Source organism: Paenibacillus sp. SAF-068 (genome assembly GCF_051967555.1).
GTDB lineage: Bacteria > Bacillota > Bacilli > Paenibacillales > Paenibacillaceae > Paenibacillus.
In genome coordinates this window covers 66,185-90,062 of record NZ_JBQCJX010000009.1, presented here as the reverse complement: position 1 = coordinate 90,062, position 23,878 = coordinate 66,185, and the positions used below count along the sequence as shown (strand labels likewise).

20 protein-coding genes are annotated in these 23,878 nt (G+C 48.4%); 5 read left to right on the top strand and 15 right to left on the bottom strand.

Going from position 1 to position 23,878, the window contains the following annotated elements; all coding sequences use genetic code 11:
- Positions 1 to 1,320 (top strand): glutamate-1-semialdehyde 2,1-aminomutase, encoded by a 1,320-nt coding sequence (locus ACTHPG_RS26890; protein WP_440392419.1) that lies wholly within the window; start codon positions 1 to 3, stop codon positions 1,318 to 1,320.
- Between the two features lie 175 nt (positions 1,321 to 1,495).
- Here ACTHPG_RS26890 and ACTHPG_RS26885 read toward each other — a convergent pair whose 3' ends face one another.
- Positions 1,496 to 2,890, bottom strand: a complete 1,395-nt coding sequence (locus ACTHPG_RS26885; RefSeq protein WP_440392418.1) for a PLP-dependent aminotransferase family protein — start codon at positions 2,888 to 2,890, stop codon at positions 1,496 to 1,498.
- Between the two features lie 156 nt (positions 2,891 to 3,046).
- Between ACTHPG_RS26885 and ACTHPG_RS26880 the strand changes: the two genes are divergently transcribed.
- The 4 genes from ACTHPG_RS26880 to ACTHPG_RS26865 all read left to right on the top strand — a co-directional run bounded on the left by ACTHPG_RS26880 (position 3,047) and on the right by ACTHPG_RS26865 (position 7,875).
- Complete coding sequence (locus ACTHPG_RS26880; protein WP_440392417.1) at positions 3,047 to 3,982, top strand: DMT family transporter; 936 nt, start codon at positions 3,047 to 3,049, stop codon at positions 3,980 to 3,982.
- Positions 3,983 to 4,164: 182 nt separating this feature from the next.
- Complete coding sequence (locus ACTHPG_RS26875; protein ID WP_440392416.1) at positions 4,165 to 5,271, top strand: GerAB/ArcD/ProY family transporter; 1,107 nt, start codon at positions 4,165 to 4,167, stop codon at positions 5,269 to 5,271.
- Positions 5,252 to 6,721 (top strand): spore germination protein, encoded by a 1,470-nt coding sequence (locus tag ACTHPG_RS26870; RefSeq protein WP_440392415.1) that lies wholly within the window; start codon positions 5,252 to 5,254, stop codon positions 6,719 to 6,721. The genes ACTHPG_RS26875 and ACTHPG_RS26870 overlap by 20 nt, the downstream gene beginning before the upstream one ends.
- Positions 6,718 to 7,875 (top strand): Ger(x)C family spore germination protein, encoded by a 1,158-nt coding sequence (locus ACTHPG_RS26865; RefSeq protein WP_440392414.1) that lies wholly within the window; start codon positions 6,718 to 6,720, stop codon positions 7,873 to 7,875. The genes ACTHPG_RS26870 and ACTHPG_RS26865 overlap by 4 nt, the downstream gene beginning before the upstream one ends.
- 56 nt (positions 7,876 to 7,931) lie before the next feature.
- Here the strand turns inward: ACTHPG_RS26865 and ACTHPG_RS26860 are convergent, their stop codons facing one another.
- From ACTHPG_RS26860 to ACTHPG_RS26795, 14 genes are all read right to left on the bottom strand, one after another.
- Entirely contained in the window at positions 7,932 to 8,348 is a 417-nt protein-coding gene (locus ACTHPG_RS26860; protein WP_440392413.1) for a sensory rhodopsin transducer, read from the bottom strand.
- Between the two features lie 359 nt (positions 8,349 to 8,707).
- The gene (locus ACTHPG_RS26855; RefSeq protein ID WP_440392438.1) at positions 8,708 to 9,889 is read right to left on the bottom strand and encodes a rhamnogalacturonan acetylesterase; all 1,182 of its coding nucleotides are present in this window, start codon (positions 9,887 to 9,889) and stop codon (positions 8,708 to 8,710) included.
- Between the two features lie 133 nt (positions 9,890 to 10,022).
- Positions 10,023 to 10,862 carry a carbohydrate ABC transporter permease gene (locus ACTHPG_RS26850; RefSeq protein WP_253442366.1) on the bottom strand — a complete coding sequence of 280 codons (840 nt, stop codon included), beginning with the start codon at positions 10,860 to 10,862 and terminating at the stop codon, positions 10,023 to 10,025.
- Positions 10,863 to 10,867: 5 nt separating this feature from the next.
- On the bottom strand, positions 10,868 to 11,770 hold the full coding sequence (locus ACTHPG_RS26845) for a carbohydrate ABC transporter permease (RefSeq protein WP_440392412.1): 903 nt from the start codon (positions 11,768 to 11,770) through the stop codon (positions 10,868 to 10,870).
- Between the two features lie 139 nt (positions 11,771 to 11,909).
- Positions 11,910 to 13,193, bottom strand: coding sequence for an ABC transporter substrate-binding protein (locus tag ACTHPG_RS26840; RefSeq protein WP_440392411.1), 1,284 nt, complete (start codon positions 13,191 to 13,193; stop codon positions 11,910 to 11,912).
- Between the two features lie 220 nt (positions 13,194 to 13,413).
- Positions 13,414 to 14,967, bottom strand: coding sequence for a response regulator transcription factor (locus tag ACTHPG_RS26835; RefSeq protein ID WP_440392410.1), 1,554 nt, complete (start codon positions 14,965 to 14,967; stop codon positions 13,414 to 13,416).
- Positions 14,942 to 16,729, bottom strand: a complete 1,788-nt coding sequence (locus tag ACTHPG_RS26830; RefSeq protein WP_440392409.1) for a histidine kinase — start codon at positions 16,727 to 16,729, stop codon at positions 14,942 to 14,944. Before ACTHPG_RS26830 ends, ACTHPG_RS26835 begins: the two co-directional genes overlap by 26 nt.
- 249 nt (positions 16,730 to 16,978) lie before the next feature.
- Positions 16,979 to 18,301 carry a stalk domain-containing protein gene (locus ACTHPG_RS26825; protein WP_440392408.1) on the bottom strand — a complete coding sequence of 441 codons (1,323 nt, stop codon included), beginning with the start codon at positions 18,299 to 18,301 and terminating at the stop codon, positions 16,979 to 16,981.
- A 205-nt stretch (positions 18,302 to 18,506) separates the two neighbouring features.
- A complete protein-coding gene (locus ACTHPG_RS26820; protein ID WP_440392407.1) occupies positions 18,507 to 18,797 on the bottom strand; it encodes a hypothetical protein in 291 nt (96 codons plus the stop codon).
- Between the two features lie 229 nt (positions 18,798 to 19,026).
- On the bottom strand, positions 19,027 to 19,890 hold the full coding sequence (locus ACTHPG_RS26815) for an inositol monophosphatase family protein (protein WP_440392406.1): 864 nt from the start codon (positions 19,888 to 19,890) through the stop codon (positions 19,027 to 19,029).
- A gap of 107 nt (positions 19,891 to 19,997) precedes the next feature.
- The gene (uvsE, locus tag ACTHPG_RS26810) at positions 19,998 to 20,999 is read right to left on the bottom strand and encodes a UV DNA damage repair endonuclease UvsE (protein WP_440392405.1); all 1,002 of its coding nucleotides are present in this window, start codon (positions 20,997 to 20,999) and stop codon (positions 19,998 to 20,000) included.
- Positions 21,000 to 21,154: 155 nt separating this feature from the next.
- Positions 21,155 to 21,478 (bottom strand): hypothetical protein, encoded by a 324-nt coding sequence (locus ACTHPG_RS26805; protein ID WP_062837611.1) that lies wholly within the window; start codon positions 21,476 to 21,478, stop codon positions 21,155 to 21,157.
- A 31-nt stretch (positions 21,479 to 21,509) separates the two neighbouring features.
- Complete coding sequence (locus tag ACTHPG_RS26800; protein WP_440392404.1) at positions 21,510 to 22,610, bottom strand: D-alanine--D-alanine ligase; 1,101 nt, start codon at positions 22,608 to 22,610, stop codon at positions 21,510 to 21,512.
- A gap of 137 nt (positions 22,611 to 22,747) precedes the next feature.
- Entirely contained in the window at positions 22,748 to 23,767 is a 1,020-nt protein-coding gene (locus tag ACTHPG_RS26795) for an amidase domain-containing protein (protein WP_047841417.1), read from the bottom strand.
- Positions 23,768 to 23,878: the final 111 nt, after the last annotated feature.

The following is a 23,878-nucleotide window of genomic DNA, read 5'->3' as shown; positions in this document are numbered from 1 at the left end:
ATGAAACCATCACGTTCCCGTTCCGAACTTCTATACGCAGAAGCACTTGAACATATTGTAGGGGGTGTCAACAGCCCTTCACGCTCGTTTAAAGCCGTGGGTGGCGGTGCACCTGTATTTATGAAAAAAGCCCAGGGCGCCCACTTCTGGGATGTCGATGACAACCGGTATATTGATTATCTGGCCGCTTACGGTCCGATTGTTACAGGACATGCTCACCCTCATATTACGCAGGCTATTACGGAAGCAGCAGATAATGGTGTTCTGTACGGTACGCCTACCGAACTTGAGATCAAACTTGCCAAAATGCTGAAGGAAGCTATTCCTTCCATGGATAAAGTGCGTTTTGTGAACTCCGGTACTGAGGCTGTCATGACCACAATTCGGGTAGCTCGTGCCTACACCAAACGCAACAAGATCATTAAATTCGCCGGATGTTACCACGGTCACTCGGATCTGGTGCTTGTTGCTGCCGGTTCTGGCCCGTCCACGCTGGGTATACCGGATAGCGCAGGCATTCCAACCAGTATTGCGCAAGAGGTCATCACGGTGCCTTACAATGACCTGGATAGCCTGAAAGCGGCACTGGAGCATTGGGGTGACGATGTTGCCGCGGTCATGGTTGAACCGATCGTTGGTAACTTCGGTATGGTGATGCCAGAACCCGGCTTCCTGGAAGGTCTCTGTGCGATGACACGCGCCAACGGCTCACTGGTTATCTATGACGAGGTCATCACGGCTTTCCGTTTCCATTACGGTTCTACGCAGACGTATGCCGGACTCGATAATCATGCGGAGATTGAACCGGATCTGACGGCGCTTGGTAAAATTATTGGTGGCGGACTGCCAATTGGTGCTTACGGCGGCCGCAAACATGTTATGGAGCAGGTTGCTCCGCTCGGACCTGCTTATCAGGCGGGAACGATGGCTGGTAACCCTGCATCCATCTCGGCTGGTATCGCATGCCTGGAGGTCCTGCAGGGTGCAGGTGTATACGAAGAGATGGAACGCCTTGCTATCGACCTGACGGCAGGTCTGCAAGCTTCTGCTGACCGTCATGGGATTGCACTGACGATCAATCGGATTCGTGGTGCATTCTCCACCCATTTCTGTGACCACCCAGTTACGAACTACGATCATGCTCAAGACACGGATGGAGAACGGTTTGCTTCCTTCTTCCGTCACATGCTGGACCGTGGCATCAACCTGGCTCCGTCCAAGTACGAAGCCTGGTTCCTGACCACGGCTCATACAGACGAGGATATTCAAGCCACATTGGAAGCTGCAGAAGCCTCTTTCAAAGCGATGGCTCAGGAATAAATAGAATCTATTCCATTCACATGTAGCTGATCTAGGATGAAGCTTGTTCGGTTCAAGTAACCCATCAACAATCATTCTGGATTGATGGATAGCAACTCACCTCAAAAAGCGTCCGACAAGTGATCAACTTGTGTGGACGCTTTTTAGTGCTTTTTTGGGATACAGTTGGTGAAAATTATCTCTGCCTGATCTGTAGTTTCAAAATTTCCTCCCGGATCATCTGCATCCCTTCTTCGATTCGCTGCTTCGGCACATTGGAGATGTTCAATCGCAGCATATGATCCTCATGAACCTGATATGTCCCCTCCGGATAATACCGTTCTGTCGTATCAACGATGACTCCGCGCTTTTGGAGCCGGGACAGCAGAACACGAAGTGGCATATCACCCGCCAAAGGTAACACCGTATGCTCCCCTCCTGTTCGGGGAGCACCCATAAACGGAGCAAAGTCTGGATACATGTCCAGTTGCTCATGCACCGTGTGCATCCGGGCCGCATAACGGTTACGAATCACTTTCCTGTGATGAGCAAACATTCCGCTGTGCACATAGATCTCCAGAGCAGCTTGAGACAGGACGGAAGTGTCGATATCGAGCATTTTTTTGTATGCACCAAACAATTCTAAAAGGGGTGAGGGCAGAACAGCTACACCAATGCGCAAGCCTGGAAACAAAATTTTGGAGTAACTCTTCAGATAGATGACCCGGCCTTCCGTATCATAGGACCATAGCGGGTCCTGTTTCGTATTGTCCTCCAGATCAGCCAGATAATCATCCTCCACCAGATACACATCGTACCGCTGAGCAAGCCTTATCAGTCTCTTTTTCTCAACAACAGTTAACGATGTGCCAATCGGATTGTGAAAGCGAGGCATGACATAGAAAAACTTGAACTCTTCCTCAGCGAACTGACGTTCAAGCGATGCCCAGTCCAGGCCAGTTGGAGTACGCCTCACCCCGGCAATAGGCACATTCAATCCACTCAGTAGAGAGGGCATATTGTGATAGGTCGGCAGTTCAAGCATTACTTTTCTCTTTCCGTTGGGAAAAGGCATTAACGCAAGTACAGCCAGCGCCTGTTGCACACCTGCTGTGATAAAGAATTGCTCTGTTCTCGCAAACACCTGATAATCCGCGAACTGCTTCTGCAGCAGCAAAATGAGCGAAGGTAATCCCTGATCCGTTCCATACATGAATAACTCTGCCTGCTTCTTCTCCATCGCCTGGTCCACACAATGACGAAAATCTGCATAAGGGAACACCCGTGGATCAGGGGCAGCGGAAGCAAAATCCAACGAGCCCTGCCAGTCCATGTCCTGAGCACCTGTCCCATTCTGTACGGCATAATAGCCGGATTGAGGTATGGCATACACCAAATGCCGCTGTTCCAGCCACTCATATGCACGAATCGCTGTGCTAATACTGCATTGATACCGTTCAGCCACAACTCGAACGGCTGGCATTCGAATGCCCTTATCTGCCCACTGGTGACGATCCTGCTGCTGCATCTGTTCTTGGATCCACTGCTTTAATGCCTCCGCAATCACTTCGTATTTTCTCACTCCACCCATCCCTCCACAATTGTACCGTTACAGTTCATCCTTTTATCTATTGTAGCACGAAGCACCTGGCAGTATATTGAATAAGGCCAGCACACGGCTCGAACCTGACATGTGTCAGGATCATTAAAGGTAATACGGTATGACTAATGTATTGGAGGAACATTTATGAACACAGCACACACTCGGGGATACGCTTATATCGCAGCTGTATTGTACGCAGCTATTATCGGTCTATCTTTTTTATTTGTTAAAATGACTGTCATTGTGGCACATCCGATTGATGTACTAGCCCATCGCTTCGCGCTGTCGCTGATCGTTGTCAGCATTCCTGTGATTTTGGGTTGGATCAAAATCCGACTGAGCCTTCGTGATCTGTGGCGAATCATCCCACTGGGGCTGTTATCTCCCGTCCTATTTTTTGCCTTTCAAGCTTTTGGACTCGTATCTTCCAACTCATCGGAAGCAGGTATTATTCAGGCTATGGCCCCTGTGTTCACACTCGTTCTCGCTTCAGTCTTCCTGAAAGAACGCACATCCACGATGCAGAAGCTGTTCCTGCTGCTGTCTGTTGCTGGAGTGGTCTTTATTTTCATAATGCAAGGAAGCGGGATGTCCATAGGTAACCTGAAGGGCATTGCATTATTGCTGTTATCCACGGTCTGTTTTGCAGGTTATGGCGTGCTTGCAAGACCATTAACCCAGAAATATAAACCGATGGAATTAACATGGGTCACTCTGATGGTTGGTTGTATTGTGTTTAACGCCGCTTCCCTGATCCGCCATGCTTCCAGCGGCTCCATGATGGATTACATCAAACCATTTGGTGATGCAACCTATTTGGGTGCACTCGCTTATCTGGCGATTCTCTCCACCATGGTCTCCACCCTGCTGGCGAGCTATGCCCTGACCCATCTGGAAGCTTCCCAAATGAGTGTATTCAGCAATCTGTCCACGCTCATCTCTATTGTAGGGGGGGCATGGATACTGCATGAACCTGTGGGTGGCTACCACTATGTCGGAGCACTATTGATCATTGCCGGTGTGCTTGGCACCAATATGAGCGGCCGCAAACACAGGCTGGTCAGTGGGATCAAAGCGTGATACAGATCGGGTGAAAGAGCCATCCTTATTCAGAGAACCCGACAGGCAGGAAAGCTGACCGGAAAACGATGCTGGAGGTAAGAGAAGCCATGGGTATTCGTTATTTCGACTGACAGTATGAAGCGCTCCAATCACGTTAACACTGCTGAGGACAGTCTATCGCGAAAAGGGGCCTCCTCAGCATGAAACCTAGACAACCTTCTTTTTTGCAAGCCATGATGTTAATTATGTTATCCGTCGGACTGATTAGCCACGTGCTGATCATTCCCGCCCTATTGAGTGCAGCCAAAAGGGATTCATGGATCTCGGTCCTGCTATCCGTAGGTCCTTACCTTGTATTTTCCCTAATGCTTGCCTATGTATCTCGTTTTCTCCAGCATCAAACCCTGCATGAATGGCTGACTTCACATCTGGGCAAGCCCCTCGGCTTTCTTTTCCGGATTGGGAACAGCCTCTTTTTCTTGTCCGTGATCTACTTCACCCTGCATGACACGACCACATGGGCCAAAACCAGTTACCTGACGGAGACACCCGTATTTTTTACAAGCATTGCGCTCATGTCGCTCTGTGCCTATGCAGCCTATAAAGGTATTCGTTCACTGGCTTTTACAGCAGGACTGGTCCTCCCTCTCGTTGTACTGCTCGGCTTCTATGTTGCAATCGTCAATACCCAATACAAGGATTACAGTCGTCTGCTTCCTGTACTTGAACATGGCTGGCCTCCCGTGCTTCATGGCATGGTTTACAGCCTTGCAGGCATGTTCGAGCTGCTGCTCTTGTGGTACATACAACCTCATCTCTCCAAAAGGATTCTTCCATGGCAATATGTGATGCTCGCACTCGTCATTGCAGGTCTGACACTGGGGCCACTCATTGGTGCTATCGTGGAATTTAATCCTTTTGAGGCTGCCAAAATGCGTTATCCCGCTTTTGAAGAGTGGCGGATAGCCTCCTTGGGCAAATACATCGCGCAAACTGACTTCTTTTCCATCTACCAATGGCTCGCCGGCTCATTTACCCGGATTAGTCTTGCCATGTATATTGTAGTGGAAATTTGGGATATTAAGAGCACCTCTAAAAGGAGGATCAGTTGTGTCTCTTTAGCCGTTCTATTTATGCTCTCCATGCTTTACCGTCTAGACGATATCACATTCGAAAAGCTGCTTGTCGATTACATATTCCCGTTCAATCTCATCTATCTTAGCGGACTTGCTATAATCGCAACAACGGTTGCACTCATCAGCTCACGCCATCAGAGGAGGAAACATCATGGAGCACCCAACGATTGACAACACGTCCCATGAAACACTGCTTGCCTCTTTGAAAGAGCAATTCAACCCCTGCGCGGATGTTGTCATTCAAACTTTTCCAGCAAAAGATGAACTTGATCTGCCGATTATTGTGCTATATTGCGATGGTTTGACGGATGCCAAACAAATCAATCAGTTTATCATTCCCCGGCTCGAGGAGCATTCCCTGTTCGAAGAAGATTTACACCCGAAAGAACTGGGCTTAACATTAAATCCAATAGAAGACCTTCAAGATACGGATCAATTAAATCTATTGCTTTTTAGTGGACAACTGCTGTTAATCTTCGGCAACGGCGATCAATCCTGCAGTTTGGATATTGCGAGCATACCAGGGCGCAACCCAGAAGAATCTGCCATCGAGTCTTCCGTAAAAGGGCCTCGCGATGGATTTACCGAAGAGCTGAATGTAAATATCGCACTCATTCGTAAACGGATGAAAACCTCTTCCATGTGCTATGAAAAATACGTTAAAGGTGGACGAACTCAGACCGCTATCGGCCTATTGTATGTAAAGGACATTATAAATCCGGAGATTCTTAAAGAAGCGCGGAAAAATCTGGACAAAATCGAAGTCGATGGTATTATTGGAACTTCTGTTATGGAACGAGCAGTTATGGGAGGCATTCGCAGTATCTTTCCTCTCACCGATAATACAGAGCGACCGGACTATGTCGTGAACTCGCTCTTAAATGGGCGCTTCGCTGTTCTAATTGAAGGTTCGCCCGTGGCAGTCATCGCTCCAACCACACTGTTCAACCAGTTGAAATCACCGGAAGACGAAAACACTCCTTTCTTCATTGTGACCTTTGAACGCATTCTGCGAATTTCCGGTTTGCTGATTGCCTGCTTTTTTCCTGCTTTCTATATCGGACTCACCAGTTTCAATGTGGAACAGATCCCTCTGCCTCTTCTGGCAACGATTGCCGGGACTCGTATGGGGCTGCCCATGCCTGTAACACTGGAAGCATTTCTAATGATTTTTATGTTTGAGTTGTTCAATGAAGCTGGTCGCAGACTGCCTCGAGCTTTGGGGCAAACTGTCAGTGTGGTCGGCGGACTCATTATTGGAGACGCAGCTATTCGTGCCGGAATTACTTCCCCTACCATCATTGTCACGGTAGCAATTTCAGTTATCTCCAGTTATATTCTGGTGAATACGGTACTCAGTGGGGCTACTGCTCATGTTCGGATAGGGATGCTTATTATTTCTTCCATCCTTGGATTATTCGGTTTCATGCTGGGATTATTTGCTCTGCTGATTCACCTTGATTCCTTGGAGTGTTATGGTGTTTCCTATCTGTCCCCCGTTTCTCCCTATATTCCCGGCGACTTCACCCAAGCCGTATCCATGTATCCATCCATGAAGAGAACCAAGCGTCCAGCTGCACTCCATACTCAGGATTCCACGCGTGGGAGAAAACGCCAATGAGCAAATGGATTCACCTGTTGTGCTTGCTTATGAGCTGCCTGATTATACTGTCGGGGTGCTGGGATTCCAAAGAGGTTCAAAGCATTAACTTTATCACGGGAATAGGAATAGATTATGAGGATAACAAATATGTCGCTTATGCTCAATTAATTGATTTCTCCAGCATCGCCAAACAAGAGGGACCGACTTCGCGGGAAGAAAGTGATATCTGGGTTGGTCGAGGCGAAGGCACGACGCTAAGCATGGCAATTAACGACCTCTATCAAACTTCCCAGCAACAAACATTGTGGACCCATGTTAAAGCAATTGTTTTATCAAAAAATGCAATGAGTGGGCGGTTGGAGGAAATCTTTAACACGCTGTTGCATTCAGGTCAGCTGAGATACACACCATGGATCTACGGCACGGAACAAAGCATACCCGAAGTGCTTTCCCCCTCTGCCCTGCTGAACCAATCTACCCAGACCATTGAGCTATTCGAACCGGTCAAGCTGTATAAGCAACATTCTGCCTTCGAACCCATCCGTCTTCATGAGTTTCTTGACGGTTTCCGTGATCCTGCTTCGGTTATCCTGTTACCCTCTATAACCGATAAAAACAAAACCTGGTTCAATGGAGATAAAGCTCCTGCCTTGATTAAAACGGATGGATTTTTTGTCATCTCGAACGGCAGAAGCCAAGGGAAGGTGGCGGGCAAGGATGCGGATGGTACTCGATTCGTAAATTATAATCATGTCTACCAGTATCCGCTTTACGTGTATAAGAATGGGAGCAAAACTCCTGATCTTACACTTCGCCTCCATAATCCGCAGACAAAGATTTCATCAAGGAAAGTAGGCAATGGGGTCACTTTCGACCTGACTACTTCGGTGAAAAGCGTCATCGTTGAAGATAATGGCTCCCATAATTCTCCCCGCACGATGGAAAAAGCTGCCGAGGAACAGATAGAATCTGAAATTCGGACAACCTTCGAAAAAAACAAATCTCGTAACATTGATTCCTACGGCCTTGCGGAACATCTATATCGTCATGATCTTGCGGTGTGGAAAGAACTGGTCCAGCAACGGGCTGATCCCATCAAACGTTTCAATCTTGGCAAAGTGGAGGTTCATGTGAAAATCCTCAATGCCAGCACGTACAAATATACCGAGTAATGCACAAAGACGACCAGTCACCTGCAGCGAATGCATGGTTACTGGCCGTCTTTACTTCAATTCAGCGGAAATGCGATGACACTCATCAGTGCCAGTTCAGGCTGGGTCGTGTCCAAACGACTATACTGGATGATGACAGGGACACTGCTGGATACAGTGATCGCATATGGAACACCAGCGGGAATATACTGATCTCCGGAATGCAGTGATGCGGTTCGAATGTGGCTGGTTCTTCTGCCAGGTACGATAGCCTCAATATTCTCTATGGGATCCCTGTCTTCAAAAAAGATCGTTATGTTGAGAGCTGCATCTTCCAAACCTGTATTCAGCACACAAATACTCTCATGACTCTCCAGTGTCCCACGGCTCTCTGGGGGAATGTAGCCATCCGGGATAACCCAGTAGGTGTGACCTGTAGCTGCTGGAGCCGTCTGATGGACTGAAGTGCCTTGTTTGGTCGGGTCCAATGTCATTGAATTTATCCTCCAATAATTAGATTAAAAACAAGGGCTGGCTCGCACGGCAGTCGCTCCGGTGGACGGATCGGGCTATGGGCCGCTGTTGGCTCGGGATTCCTGTTCATTCCCCCTCAGCAGGGGAAATCCCGCTCCAAAGGCGGACGCTTCGCTCCCTCTACCCGATTCCGTCCTCCTCCGCTGCTACGCTCGCCGAACTGATTTTAGAAAATTATTGCCTTCGCTCTTCGCTGGGCAACTTTTTGTTGGCTCGTTACTTCGTTTAACTCGCTTCGCTTAAATACAGACGCACAGGACTTAAGATCCTGCGGTAGCTTATCTCCTAGAGCAGTAAAAATGAATTCTGCGATTGCTTGCTACCGCAGATACATCTGCAACGGTTGCAATTGTAACTCGCGGATAGCTTCTGCCACCTGCTGGGCAAGGCGGCGGGCACCGCGTTCCTGAAAATGCGTGTTATCCTCCACGCCTGAGGGAAAGTTCACATACTCGCCTGGCAGCACCCACATAAAGTCGTCCTTGGTAGCTTCCACGCCTGCCTGCTCAAACAGAAGACGGCTGCGCTCAGCCAGATCGATCAGCGGGACATCTTCCTCTTCCGCCAGCTCACGTACGGCGATGATATAATCGCCATGGGTATCGGCCAATGTACCATCTTCCGCGAAATAGCGACGATGCACCGGGGTTATGAGCACCGGACGAGCGTTGGCTTCACGGGCAGCATCGATATACTTTTTCAAATATCCCTTATATGTTGTGAATGGGTCGGTCCCACGTTCAGGGTCCGGCTTCTCATCGTTATGTCCAAATTGAATAAATAAAAAATCTTTGGGCTTGATTCGCTCCATAATGGCGCTGAGTCTGCCCTCATGAATAAAACTGCGGGAACTGCGCCCTGACTGGGCATGATTATCCACTGCAACATCATGTTTGAACTGTGCTGGCAAGAGTTGGCCCCAACCGCAATACGGATATCCACTTTCCGGCTGATCTGTTACGGTTGAATCCCCGGCAAGAAATACGGTCATCGTCTGATTCGCAAGGGTGATTTCCAAAGCATTAATTCTTGGCGCGGGACCGGAGAATGACAGGCGAAGTCTGCCGCCGCGAACAACGACCGAGAATCGCATCTCTGCAAATTGCCCAGGAAGTGTACGAATGGTTGGCAGTACAAGCCTGCCCTCACCAGCTTTCACACGGGTCACGGTCTCAGCCAATTCATCACCTGCAACAAGTAAAACTTGATAGGTTCCATCGGGAACATCCACGATGAAGGATGCTTTGAGTGGAATACAGAAGCCCGAACGCAATCGGGCAGACATGGTTGTCTGCCCCGGATTGTTATGATGTTGTTTCGTGGAATTCGGCGTATCATCATCTACGATGCGTTGTTTCTCATACACCAGAGAACCTGCTTCGAATCCGTATCCTCCTCGTTCCTCATATGCAGTTGTTGCAGTTACGTTCAGATAATCCTCTGTCTCATCTGCTCTTCCCGAGTCCGGTCCAAAGTTAAACTTCCAGCTGGTCACGGACACTGCCTGGCCCTCTGCCGCTGCCTCCTTGGCAACGGCATGACTATCCTGAGCTTTATTCAAAAGCGATAACCTCCTTGGTTAACTTTCGTAAACGTTCAATCGGGCGAAGATACAAAGATACAGTGAATCCTGCTTATCCTTTCAATCCGCTGGTGCTCATCCCTTGAACAATTTGTTTCTGGAAGATAAAGAACACAGCGACAACCGGAACCAGACTAACGATGGACATCGCAAACATGGCACCCCAGTTGGAAGCAGATTCGCTATCCAGGAACATTTTCAGCGCCATCGACACGGTATATTTCTCAGGTGAGTTCAGGTACAATACCGGACCGAGCAGATCCTCCCATCTCCAGTAGAAGGAGAAAATCGCTGCGGTTGCCAGAGATGACTTGATCAGTGGCATAATAATCTGGATATACAGTCTAAATTTGTTACATCCATCAATGGTTGCAGCCTCATCCAATTCCTTCGGAATCGTTCGAATGAACTGTACCATCAGGAAGATGAAGAACGGCATTCCGAAGAATGTAGGAACAACGATTGGCAGAATCGTATTCAGCCAACCCAGCTTCGTGAAGATAATGTATTGAGGCACCAATACCACGTCATGTGGCAGCATCAGTGTCAACATCATAATGGAGAACCAGAAGCTACGACCTTTGAAGCTAAGTCTGGCAAAGCCAAAAGCGATCAGCGATGACGATATCACAGCACCGATGGTAGAGATAACTACGATCACAAGGGAGTTGGTGATGTAATCCATGAACGGTCTCCCAGCTGTACCTTTCCAACCATCCACATAGTTACTCCAAATCCACTCGGTAGGAAACAGGGTGTCTGCAGTGACAAAGATCGTGCGGCTTTCCTTGAAGGAACTGAAGAGCATCCAGAGTACGGGATAGAGCATCAGGAGGGCAAGAGCTGCAACGAACAGGTGATACACGGGCCATTTTACATTTTTCCATACCATCATCGTTACTTCCCTCCTTCAGATTCGTAGAATACCCAGTACCTGGATGTCAGGAACACGGCTACCGTGAGTATTCCTATCATAATGAGCATGATCCAGGCCATTGCCGAAGCATACCCCATGTTGTTAAACATAAATGCCTGACGGAACAGATACAGGGAGTACAGCATGGTACCATCCATTGGGCCGCCTTCGCCTTTGGAGATAATGTAAGCAGGTACGAAGGTCATGAATGCTCCAATCGTCTGCATAATCATATTGAACAGGACAATTGGGCTAAGGAGCGGCAACGTGATGCTGAAAAATTTCCGAACAGGATTCGCACCATCCACGCCTGCTGCCTCGTACATCTCAGGCGAGATATTTTTGAGACCGGCCAGGAAGATCAGCATGGACGAACCGAACTGCCATACAGACAGTGAGATAAGCATTACCAGGGACGCATTCGGGTCACCAAACCAGCTGATAGGTCCAATCCCAATTGCCGTTAGAGCACTGTTGATAACACCCTCATTACTGAAGAGGTTACGCCACATAATGGATACGGCCACACTACCACCGATAATGGATGGCAGGTAATACAACGTCCGATACGTTCCAATCATACGAGAGCCAGTGTTCAGGACCATCGCTACGAAGAGGGCAAAGATCAATCTTAACGGTACCCCAATGAATACATACAGAAACGTCACTTTGACCGAATTCCAATATTTCGGATCATCAAAAAACATTTTGGTGTAGTTATCGAGCCCAATCCACCGCGGAGAAGTGAACAAGTTATAACTCGTAAACGACATATATAAGGACACAAACATGGGGATCAGCGTAAAGCCCAGGAACCCAATAATAAACGGGCTTATGAACGCATATCCGGTTAAGTTTCTACGTAACGACGAATACTGCCTCAATGGAACGAACCTCCTTCATGGATCAGCTTGCTCCCTCATCCTCGCTTCGGTCATCTGGACGGGGAAAGGCCCTCGCATTCGCGAGCAGCCCCATTCCCGACCATCCCTGCAGTGGGACGAGCAAGCCATCATTCAACTGTTATTTATTGTTCGCAAGGACAGATTCGGCGTTCTTGCGGAATGTTTCTGCTGCCTGTTCAGGTGTGATTTTGCCAAAGTTCAACTCTTCGACCACATCTGCCAAAGAAGAGATTACTTCAGGTGAACCCACCGGTGGCGGAGGACTCATTGGGGAAGCCTTAGGCTCCATGGCTGCTACGAATTCAAAGACCTGTTTCGTGGCATCACTCAGCTCAGGTGCGATGGCTTCTTTGATGGCTCCTGAGATTGGCACACCGCGCTCCCCTTTGATCAGCTTGTTGGCTTCCACATCGTTCACCCAGAAATCAATGAATTTAGCCGCTTCTTCCTTCACTTTGGAGTTGGACGTTACACCCCAGTACATACTTGGTTGCATATAAAGTCCTTTTTCCATATCCGGTCCTGGCATTGGAGCGATTTCGAGCGGACGGTTCGCTACCTGTTGCAAGGCTACGAACTGGTTGGACCATTGCCATACGCCAATTCCTTTTTCCTTTACAAGATCCGATTCTTCAATAATGCCTTTGGTTTGGTTGGCTACATCCGGTGTAGGTGCTGCGCCCTGCTCAATCATGCGGCGCATAAGTCCGAAGAACTCCACAAACAATTGGTCATCATCATAACCAAGACCTGTACCTTCCGCATTGTATAGCGACAATCCTTTGGTACGCAGGAAGTAATGGAAGAAGATATCCGGAGCTACCCCTCCATCCAAATACAGACCTTTCTCAGCGGCTTGTTTACCCAGTGCTTCGTACGATTCCCAAGTCATGTTCTCTGGAATTGCATCCACGCCTGCCTTTTTAAGCAACGCCGGATCATATTGGAATCCCAGAACGTTAACACCGGCAGGTACACCGTATTGTTTACCGTTAATTACACCTGTGCTAATGACATTCTCGGATACATCGTCCACTTTGATCTGATTGCCCAGATAAGGTGCAAGATCCTCAAGCTGACCATTCTGTGCATATTGGCTGATGTAGGAAATATCCATCTGTACGATGTCAGGCAACTGATTTGCCGCTGCTTGTGGTGCGAGTTTTTTCCAGTAGTCATCAAATGAAGCATATTCCACATCGATTTTGACATTCGGGTTTTTCGATTTGTACAGGTCGATGACCTTCTGTGTATATTCATGCCGCGCATCCGAGCCCCACCAAGCGATCCGCAGGGTAACCGATCCATCCGATGAGCCCTGTTCGCTACCTCCACCTGAACTACACGCCGCTGTAAAAACGAGCAATGCAGCCATCATCAGGAATATTGCCTTTTTCACCATGCCAATCTCCCCTTTTATGTTGATATGGTTGTGTGAACGAGTTATCCTCTCGTTTCTGATAACGCTTTCACAAACTTGTTAATGTCATTTTCGCAAATGTACGACCAGAGTTGAATACACAAAACCGTCTTGTTGGTTCAAAAAACAGAGGAGGACAACAGCCTCCTCTCGGCGCTGTCCGTCCTCCCCAGACATGAATTACATGGTTGGTAGTCCATTGTTATATGCCGAACCTGCGGAATTCCGTAGGTGTCATACCGGTCCACTTTTTGAACACCTGACTGAAATATTGCGAATTGCCACCGAATCCAAACATTTCAGCAAGCTCGAATACTTTCACATCGCCGCCTCTGCGGATATGGTCACATGCGCGTTCAATGCGCAGACGATTTACGTAGTTGGAGAAATTCTCGCCAGTGACTTTTTTGAAAATCTTGCCCAGGTAATCCGGATTCATATACAACATTTGATGGGCGACTCCATTCAGAGAGAGATCCGCCTCTCCATAATGACGATCCACGATATCCATCATCTTCTCCACGGCAGAGGATTGGCGACTGATATGGTTTTTGTAATAACCGGAAGTTAATCGGGCTGCACTGCTTGCAACAAAAGACTTCAAACCAGACAACGTATCGATATGAGGCAGTTCTGCCATACGCTGGGTGAATTCCGTTGCCTCCTCAGGCGGACAGACATGAACCATCGCCGAGTACAGTTGCACTACATAAGAGCGGGTCACGTCAATCTCCAGCTGCTGACGTGATAATAGATCAAACAGACGATCCACCTCTACCGCTGTCTCTTCAATATTGCCTGATTTGATCAACTGACACAGTTGCTCCGCATCCTGTTCTACATGCACGCCGTCGCATTCTCCGGCCAGAACCAGATCGTTCTTCGTAATCAACTTGCCTTCACCAATAAAAAAGCGATGGTTCAGGTACTGCAATGCCTCACGAAACAACCGCCGGGACTGGATCATTCGATCTGCTTCACTCAGCGCAGCAGTCACTTCCAATTTATATAGTCTGCTAAATGCAGCCCGAACCTCTTCGATGCTTTCTTTCAGTCCGGCAGGATCAGCTGAATCCGCGAGCAGAATCAGGAGTTTGCCTTCAATGGTTGTGCTCAACAGGACATGTGGGAGCAGGTCACTGGCAATGTTTTTGATCGCAAATAAGTGACTGTAATCATGCTCATCCACGATTCTAAGCAGGAGTAACCGAACCGCATTCTCTTCAAGCTCCAGATCAAACAGCTTCTGATAATACTCCAGATCAACCGGCCCATAGGTACGGTTGGTCATGAACTCCAGCAAAAATTGCTCCTTCACATGTGGAAGAACACGCTGCAATCGCTGTTTCATCTCACCGGCAACATGCTCCTTCACCTGGGCATCCTGATGTTCCTGCAATAGTTCAGTTAACGCATCATGGATCTGATTCTCATTGCAGGGTTTGAGCAAATAATGCTTCACACCATATTGCATGGCTCTGCGGGCATATTCAAACTCCTTGTAACCAGATAACATGATGAAACGCACTCCCGGGTATGCTTCAGATGCCTTCTCTATGAGTCCCAGACCATCCAGACCTGGCATGGAAATATCCGTGATGATAATATCAGGTCTCGACTGCCCGATTTTATCCAATGCCTCGATTCCATTCCTCGCCGTTCCCACCAATTCCGTACCTGCTGCGGCCCAATCGACCACTTGGGAAATCCCCTCCAGAATGACACGTTCGTCATCTACGAGCATCACTTTGTACATCGTCATCGTCCTCTCTAATCCAAGGTATGCTGATCGATACTACAGTTCCTGATCCGGGCTTGCTGCTCATCACCATTCCACCTTCATCACCGAAGGTCAGTCTGATTCGTTCCTGGATGTTAGATAACCCAATGCCCTGTCCTCTTGTCTGAATACGTCCTTCGTGCAGTTGTTCCAGGAACTCCGGTGTCATCCCCGGACCATCGTCCTCGACTTCAATTATCACCTTATCTCCATCTGCCCTCGCCCGAATACGGATGCGGCAAGGGTCAATGCTTGGTTCGAGTGCATAATGTATGGCGTTCTCCACCAAAGGCTGTAATGTTAACTTGGGAATTCGAGCCGTTCCCACCTCCGGGGCAATCTCCATGTCGAAATCCAGTCTTTCCTCAAAACGGGTGCGCTGAATGGTCACGTAACTGCGTACAATGTCCAGCTCTCTTTCCAGCGTGATCCACTTCTCGGACATATTCACGGAGCTACGCAGCAAAAATCCGAGGGCCTCAACCATTTCCGAAATCTGTCGTTGCTTCTGTACTTTAGCGAGCCAGTTAATCGATTCCAGCGTGTTGTATAAAAAATGTGGATTAATCTGCGCCTGAAGCGCTTTCAACTCAGTTTCGCGAATCACCAGTTGCTTGGCATAATTCTCATCAATCAATTCACGTATTCGTTGAAGCATCATCTTGAAAGTGCGATGCAGCAACCCCACCTCATTCTGCGGAGACATTGGAACGTTGCCGAGGGCAGCCTCCTCCAGTTTATCCAAATCTCCTTTTTCAATATTACGCATTTTTTTGATCAATTGCGCAATTGGGTGAGTAATACTGCGGGAGAATCTCGCTCCAATGATCAGCGCCGCCAGAAAAATCATGATGAAGATCACCGTGACCAACTGTTTGACAAACTGGATCTGTTTAAACATCTGGTCATACGGGGTGGTGTACAAATAATTCCAATCCGTATAGGAAGAATGGGCACGCGCTACAAAGTGTCTCCCCTTCTCCAACATGGCAATTCCATAGGGCTGGGTGCGCTTCAGTTCAGACTCAATCTCAGCTTCACTGACGGCTGATTCTGTAGGATAGATCACTTCTTTTCCATCGGTAATCAGTAGTTGGGAGTCCTCAGCCGGTTCTTGCATCTGATCCTGTACAATGCGGTCCAGCCGTACACGGATGATCAGTGTGCCAAGGTCCTCCAATGTAAATGCGCCGCCAATAAAGGATTTCACCTGTCGAACTGACAAGAGTCGGGACTGTTTATCCCCGCTGGTATGCCAGGCATTGGAGCCCGAATATTGCTGACCCAGCGCAACCAGTTCCTTTTGCTTCGATTCTGAGATTCCCTCCCGATTGCCTGCGGCCATAACGTTATTATCATTATCGATAAATAACATGGAATAGACGTATTTCTCGGAACCAGCGTAAGCGACTAATCTGTTGGTAATCTTTTTACGCAATCCATTTTTCTCATAACCCGTTTCGACCTTTTTCAATTGAAGCAGATATTGCTGAAGCGGCTCGTCCGACATCACCTTGAACGAGAGGTTGGAAATCTCGCGCAGTTGATTCTCAATGCCTACTGAAGACATATTGAGGACTTGAGAGGACTTCTCGTAAATCTGACGGTCATAGATACTGAACACATATCGGAGTACGGACGCATAAAACGTAAAGCTGATTAACATCAACATTCCGATGAGAAGAATCGTTTTGTGATGAATCGGCAGTGTTGTGAAAGCGTTCTTAATTTTGCTCATCCTAAGCGCTCCTTTGGCTTGCGAAGGGTGCTGTCATACTATGCGTTAGTGGTTTTATTGTAAGTTATTTTCATATTTACACATCCATTGGTCATCTGACAAGATATATTTATGCAACATTCCAGGTCATTAGAGATGCTATACATCTGTGTCAGCAACTCAAACAGAACACAAAACAGCCAGAATACCTTGAACAGATCAAGACATTCTGGCTGTTGGATCACATCATGCTAAAGCATGAAATATATCTTACGGATTAACAAAAACAGTTTTCAGCTTCGCTACATATTGCACATCAAAGCCAAGTCCTTCAGCCACCATGGCAAGAGGGACATAGGTTTTGGACTCCTTGCCTACCTTGTTCAGGAACGCAGGTGTATCCACGGTAACCGATGCTCCATTTACCTTCACAGCATTGGCACCAATCTTCACAGCAACCTTTCGGTCTCCATATGTAATGGTTGCGGTTGAAGTCTTGTTATCCCATACCGTGGTAGCACCAACAGCATTCACAATATCTTGGATCGCCACAAAGTTTTTGCCGTTACGGATAATCGGTTTGTACGGTGTATTCAAGGTTTTGCCACTCACGATAATATTCATTGGCTCACCTGTGGCAGGTGCAGTCAGTTTGGTGTAATCTCCCCAGATCGTTTTGGCAAATACTTCGGCAATGGCCGTATATCCGAATTGATTCGGGTGGAAATCACGATCTTTAATCATATGAGTCATTGTGCCTTCACCGCCAACAAACTCTTTGGCCACGTGTGCAACTTTGACATCAGTACCTTGAGCAGAGAATTGAGCTGCGATTCCATCAATCGTCTGTGTGAAGCCTTTGGATGCCTCCATCAATTTGGCATAGAGTGCCTTGCCTGCTACTTCTGGCATCGGTTGATACTGGTCGGCGATAACAATTGTAGCAGTTGGATTAATCTCATGGATCGTATTAATCGTTGCATTAACATTGTCTGTATATGTTGCGAGTAATTCTTTTACCTTCGCTTGCAGTTCCTGATCACTCAGTTTGTCTGCTGTACCGAGAAGCTCAGATACATCATTTCCCCCAATGGTAATTGCAACCAGATTGGCCTGTGCTACACTCTCCCGGATTACGGCAGTATTGGCTCCAATCTGTCCTGCTCTTGGATCAGGAAGGCTTGGTTGAATGGCTTCAGAAGTCAGCGTCTTGCCATCCTTAATTGCAGTAGTGAAGTTTTTAAGACCACTGGTTTTCAATCCGGCAATCCCGTAGTTGTCCACCTGTGTACGTCCATGCAGCAAACCTTGCTCCTGCAGACGTTCTACATAACCATAAGGCAATTCTTTCGTGTTGGGCTCATAACCTACCGTTATGGAATCTCCCAATGTGACGATGCGGAACTCCTTGGTTACGACTACTGCATCTTTCTTCGCAGTCAGTGAGGCCTCATTTGTACCCGCTGGCAATACACCGGTTTTGGTGTCAGCAGCATGTGCAGGCAATGCAGAAGAGGTGAAGAGCAGCATTCCTGCCAGCATGCTCACCGTTAAACCGGCAGCCGTATTTTCCCATATACGTTTACGCTTCATTCGGGGTAACACTCCTTTTCATGAATCTATATTTACACTAAATGTATAGTACATCGCTTGTTCCAATGACAATCGATTCGTGTTACTCTATTCTATCATTTTAAAGCAGGCGCTGTCTTCTCTGCTGGAAGCACACATGAAAGAACAGACTCCCTGATCGGGAGCCTGTTCTTGGTGAAGCACAACTATGACTGTCAGTGATTCGTTAAGATTGCGGCTTATCCGAGTTCTCAGAATTCGAATGACCCTTGTCGCTCTCTAGTTTGTTCCCGGCCGCTCGCTCCAGATATCGATCATAACGATCATCCACTTCGCGTGCCATCTTCCGGTACTTTAACGTTTCCTCGACAATCGGATCACGCTCTGTCTGGATTCGTACTTCGTATTTGGGAGGAATCAGCTGGCGTTCACGCTGATCGGTGTCGCCGGACTCTTCCATGTCCCCTTCCGTCAGCATATCACTGAGCCGTCGTTCCAGTTCTTTGGATTCATCCATTGTTTTCGCTCCTTTAATTAAAGTCATACATGCGTTACCTATACTATTGTACTTTCACTTCGTATACAGAATCATCTTCCGATCGCTGTTATCCCCAGATTTCTTTGACTCCCTTTTCCAAGGAAGAAATCAGGTGATAAAGGCGAGCACTTCGTTTCTTCAAATGCTTTCTGTCCCCTCCGTTAACGTACAATTACAGGTTATTAAAGCATCGATGGGTTGAATAAACTCACTCCAGCCCAGTAGCCTTCGCTTCCTTCAGCACATCTGTCAGTGCATCATGGATTTTGTCGTTGCTGGCAACCACATGATTCACAGACAGTTGATATGGCGTTCCGACCGTATCCGTTACCCTGCCGCCGGACTCCTCAACCAGCAGTGCACCTGCCGCTATATCCCACGGTTTCAGGCCAACTTCGGTGTAGGCGCTGAGACGTCCTGCGGCAACATACGCCAGATGAAGGGCGGCCGAGCCGCCTGCACGCAAGTTACGAACTTGCGGAGCCAGCGCTTGCACAGCTGCCATATTCAATGGCAAAGCAAAGGTTGTATCTGCCGGGAATCCAACTGCAATCAGGCTCTGAGCCAGTTCCTGTTCACCAGATACTTGCATTCGGTTGCCGTGGACGTAAGCTCCTTTACCTTTTTCCGCAACAAACAGTTCATCACGGGAAGGGTCGTATATTACGCCAACAATGACTTCACCATTATGAGCCAATGCGATGGAAACCGAATAAAAAGGGAATCCATGTACGAAGTTCGTCGTTCCATCCACCGGATCAACAATCCAGAGGAACTCTTCTTCCTCGGCCTCTTTCAGTGCTTTTGCCGAAGCTTCCGGTCCCGGTTCCACGCCTTCTTCACCCAGAATGGCATGGTGAGGGAAATGTGTGAGAATCAGGCGGCGGATCATCTGCTCCGCTCCTTTATCCACTTCGGTTACCAGATCCTGCGGTGAATATTTGGTGCCTGGTTCGGTTACCGTCCCAAGACGGCTTTTGATCCATTCGCCAGCTTTGGAAGCTGCATTAATAGCAACGGCAGTATAGCTTTTGCTTGTCACGACATAAGGTATCTTTTCCTTCTCATTCAAAGCGTTCACTCTACTTTCTATATCAATCTACGAAAAGTTGAAATACTTGTTAAAAGTATACGCCCCGCAGGTCGTAAAGTTTCTCGTTGCCCAAGCCCCTTTTGGCTCTACGGATGAATGATGACGGTAGACTCGTCCACCCACTCCACGCCCTCTTCGTGATAGAATGCCAGCTTCTGCATCAATTGCACAAGAGCCTCATCCTTACGTTTGGCCTCAATCATCACGTCTAGCCTTGGTGTGTGTGCTGCGATATGACGCAGGAAGTCGAGCAAAGGTTCTACCTCCACGCCATCCGCATGACCTCGCAGATCCTTTTCACTCTTCGGACTGGAGACATGGATTTTGGGCGGCAATGGCTGATCAGCCGGTGAATCTGCCTGGGCAAGTGGTGACTGCCAGGTCTTCAGAATATCAGGCCACAGATCCCATGGTTGTTCTCCTTCGTTGTTCACCCACTGGTGATGGATATCCAGTACCATAGGCAATCCCAGGCGCTGGCAAACGGCCAGTGTCTCGGGCGCATTGAACGTTTTGTCATCATTTTCGAGTGTCAACCGCTCCTGGATGTCCCGATCCAGCTTCAAAAAGTTCTCTTCGAAACGGAGTGCCGCCGAAGGCTTGTCCCCATATGCACCACCAATATGTATATTGTTCTTGGCAGTGGCATTCAGTTCCATGGCATCCAGCATCCGAACATGATGGCGAAGATCGCGAATCGAGTTACGCAGAACTTGCTCGCGGGGTGTACTAAGTACGGTAAAATGATCCGGATGAAAGGACACACGCATATGATTTTCCTTCACAAAATCACCAATGGCCGCAAAGTCCTGCTTCAATGCCGGGAACGGGTCCCAGTCATTCAGGTCCTCGTGGGTTGCCAGCGGAATCAATTTGGAAGAGAAACGATATACATGAATATGGCTGCCCTTGTTGTGCCTGAGCAAACGTAATGTATTGTGCAGGTTCTCGGCTGCAATCCGTTCGAGCTTGCGGATCGCCGCCTCCCTGTCATCGATTTTGTTAAAACTCGACATGGTCATGGTCCGGGAAGGCGAAGCGTTCTCAATAAGCACGGACATGGCCACGTAACCAAAGCGTACGAGCATGAATTTCTTCCTCTCTGTTAGGGCGGAGAACCCGCACGGCATATTCAGCCGTCAGGATGTACCGTCACTGTATATAACCAAGTTTTACCCTAAAAGAGTGACCATAATCGTATTCTCGCAAATCAGTCCATCCGATCCTCATTGACAGTCAACAACTATTCCTGTGCTTGCTCTCCAAAGAACATCTCATCCGCAAGGGCAGTCTGGATGCGGGATTCTTCCTCCGTCAATTTGCGGATGAGTTGCATCTCCACCTCAGTTACCTCTTGCCCCTGGAAGTTGATCTCTGCAATGGAAACCACGATCTTGACGATGGCTACAGCCACGTTATCCGGTGTGTATGCAATCACTTTCTGGCCGGTAGGAAATACCCGGAAGCCCTGTTTGACCATTTTGCCTCGACCGTATTCAAGCAGTTCGAACAGCTCCTGCTCACTCTTGAATTTGCATACAGAATTGAATTCAGTCTGAAATCCCATGCATACCCCTCCTGATTCTTATCGTCTTCGTCTACGCCTGTACGCCGTTCTCGTAATTCAGTGCCTGCTTGCGGTTATAACGTTCCAGCGCCAGCTCAATCATGCGATCCAGCAGCTCGGCATACGATACACCTGTCTCACGCCACAACAGTGGATACATACTGTACGGTGTGAAACCAGGCATGGTGTTAACTTCATTAATAAGCAATGCGCCGTCATTTTTCCGAATGAAGAAGTCTGCACGTGAAATGCCATTACCTTCAATGGCACGGAACGCCTGCAGAGCTGCCTCGCGAATGCGATCTGCGGCCTCCGGGTCCAGTGGAGCCGGAATCAGCATCTGTGATTGACCATCAATATACTTGGCTGCATAGTCATAATACTCACCGGAGGATACGATCTCGCCTGGAACGGAAGCCATTGGCTCATCATTGCCGAGGACGCTGACCTCAACTTCACGTGCTTCAACGAACTCCTCAATGACAACCTTCGTATCATACCGTAGTGCGAACTCGACAGCTGTCTTCAGCTCATCGCGGTTACGCGCTTTGGAAATGCCCACACTGGAGCCCAGATTGGCCGGTTTGATAAAACAAGGATACCCCAGCTGATCTTCGACTTGTACGATCATTTCGTGCTCTGACTGTTTCCATTGTGTCGCGTTAAAATACGTAAAGGCACATTGGTCAATGCCAGCCTGTGCGAACAGCTTTTTCATGACCACTTTGTCCATGCCGCCAGCCGAAGCAAGTACTCCTGCACCTACATATGGCATATCCGCCATCTCGAACATGCCCTGAATGGTGCCATCCTCGCCAAACGTACCATGCAACAGAGGGAACATGACGTCCAGCGCTTCCGCTCCGCCATACAAACGGCCAAACAGTGCGTTCAGCGCATCCTGCGTTCCACCCGCCGATTGCTCCAGCTTCAAATCTTCAATCTGCGCGAACGGCGCATGCATGACAGGTCCTTTTTTCCACGTCCCCTGCTTGGAGATATAAAAAGGAACCAGTTCATACTTCTCGTAATCAAATGCGTTCGTTACAGCAAACGCCGTTTGCAGCGACACCTCATGCTCGCCTGATTTTCCGCCATACACGACGCCTACTTTTAATTTATCCATACTCATGTGTACCCTCCGATTATCTGTGCCTGATGCTGTCATTTTTGCGTGCTCAGCACCCTTGTTATTCTGCTTGCATTATCTGGTCTTATTTTACACGGAACTGGATGTCTGCGTCACCGCATCCCGAAAATCTTTCGTCATCAAAACTCATCTGCAATATGAAAAAGCCGGTATACCGTCCGCTCCGTCCAAGCGTAAGAATCCCGGTAATCCCAAAATCGGTGACGGCTGCTAACCGTATGTGCGTTAACCAGCGGCATACCGCCTGCGTCAAACGCGGTTACAACAGTACTGTGCTGAAATCGTCCATCTCCATCCCAATCATAGAGAATAACATCACCTAGCATCAGCTGCTCAGGACGCTCCACTTCTGTCGCAGTCAGACCCCAGCTGCTGCCTGACAAATAACGCTCCAGACTATTGGAGACTGCCCAGCTGTAGCTCCACATTTCGGAGCCATTGACATACCCTTTATACCACCAGCCGGCTTCTCTTCTACCAGTATAGTGGATGGGTGCGCCCCCTGCAAAGAGACATTGGGACACGTAATTGGTGCAGTCCACATCAAATTCCTCAAATGCCGGATTCCCCGCATTCCACCACCGATCCGCATAGGCAACCGCCAGATCTCTGCGATATGACTGCTGCCGTGAACTTCTTCCTTGACCAAGCACCTCCCGATTCAGCAGCGGCCGATTCATCGCCTGTACAAAATCGGCTTGTTGAAACGGACGCCCTTCCCCAGCAGGGCGACGCTCCGGCACTTCTCGCTCGACCCGTCCAATGATCCATCCACCACTCTGCCGCAGAAAGGTTAACCGCTCCCGCTCGATCCGGTCCTCCCGATGGGTGATCCCGCTCTTCTCGTAGAACAGTCTGCTGTACAATTGTACATCAACCACCGCTTCTTCCTGTCCATCCATAAGCGTGCGCACAAGCTTGGCGCTGGTCTCGCTGCGAAGAGGCACGGCGCGCCGCTTACGATACCATTCGTCCAGCCTTGCCATACGCTCTCCCCGTTCCACCACGAAGTCAGGATCGGTAACGATCCGTTCGCTGGTCTGTGGACGATAGTCGATCTCACAGCGATTGTACTGGTTCACGTAAGTATATAAGGCACTCTTCCATTCCCGTTCCAAGCCTGTGTCCCCCTTTGGCATGAGTTCTGTCCGGAATATTTCACTGCGTATACAAACTCCTACTATTCATATGAGAAGGTCTTCGGTTGTATGTACACGGCACGGGAAGGAGATCCGAAATTCGGCAAATAC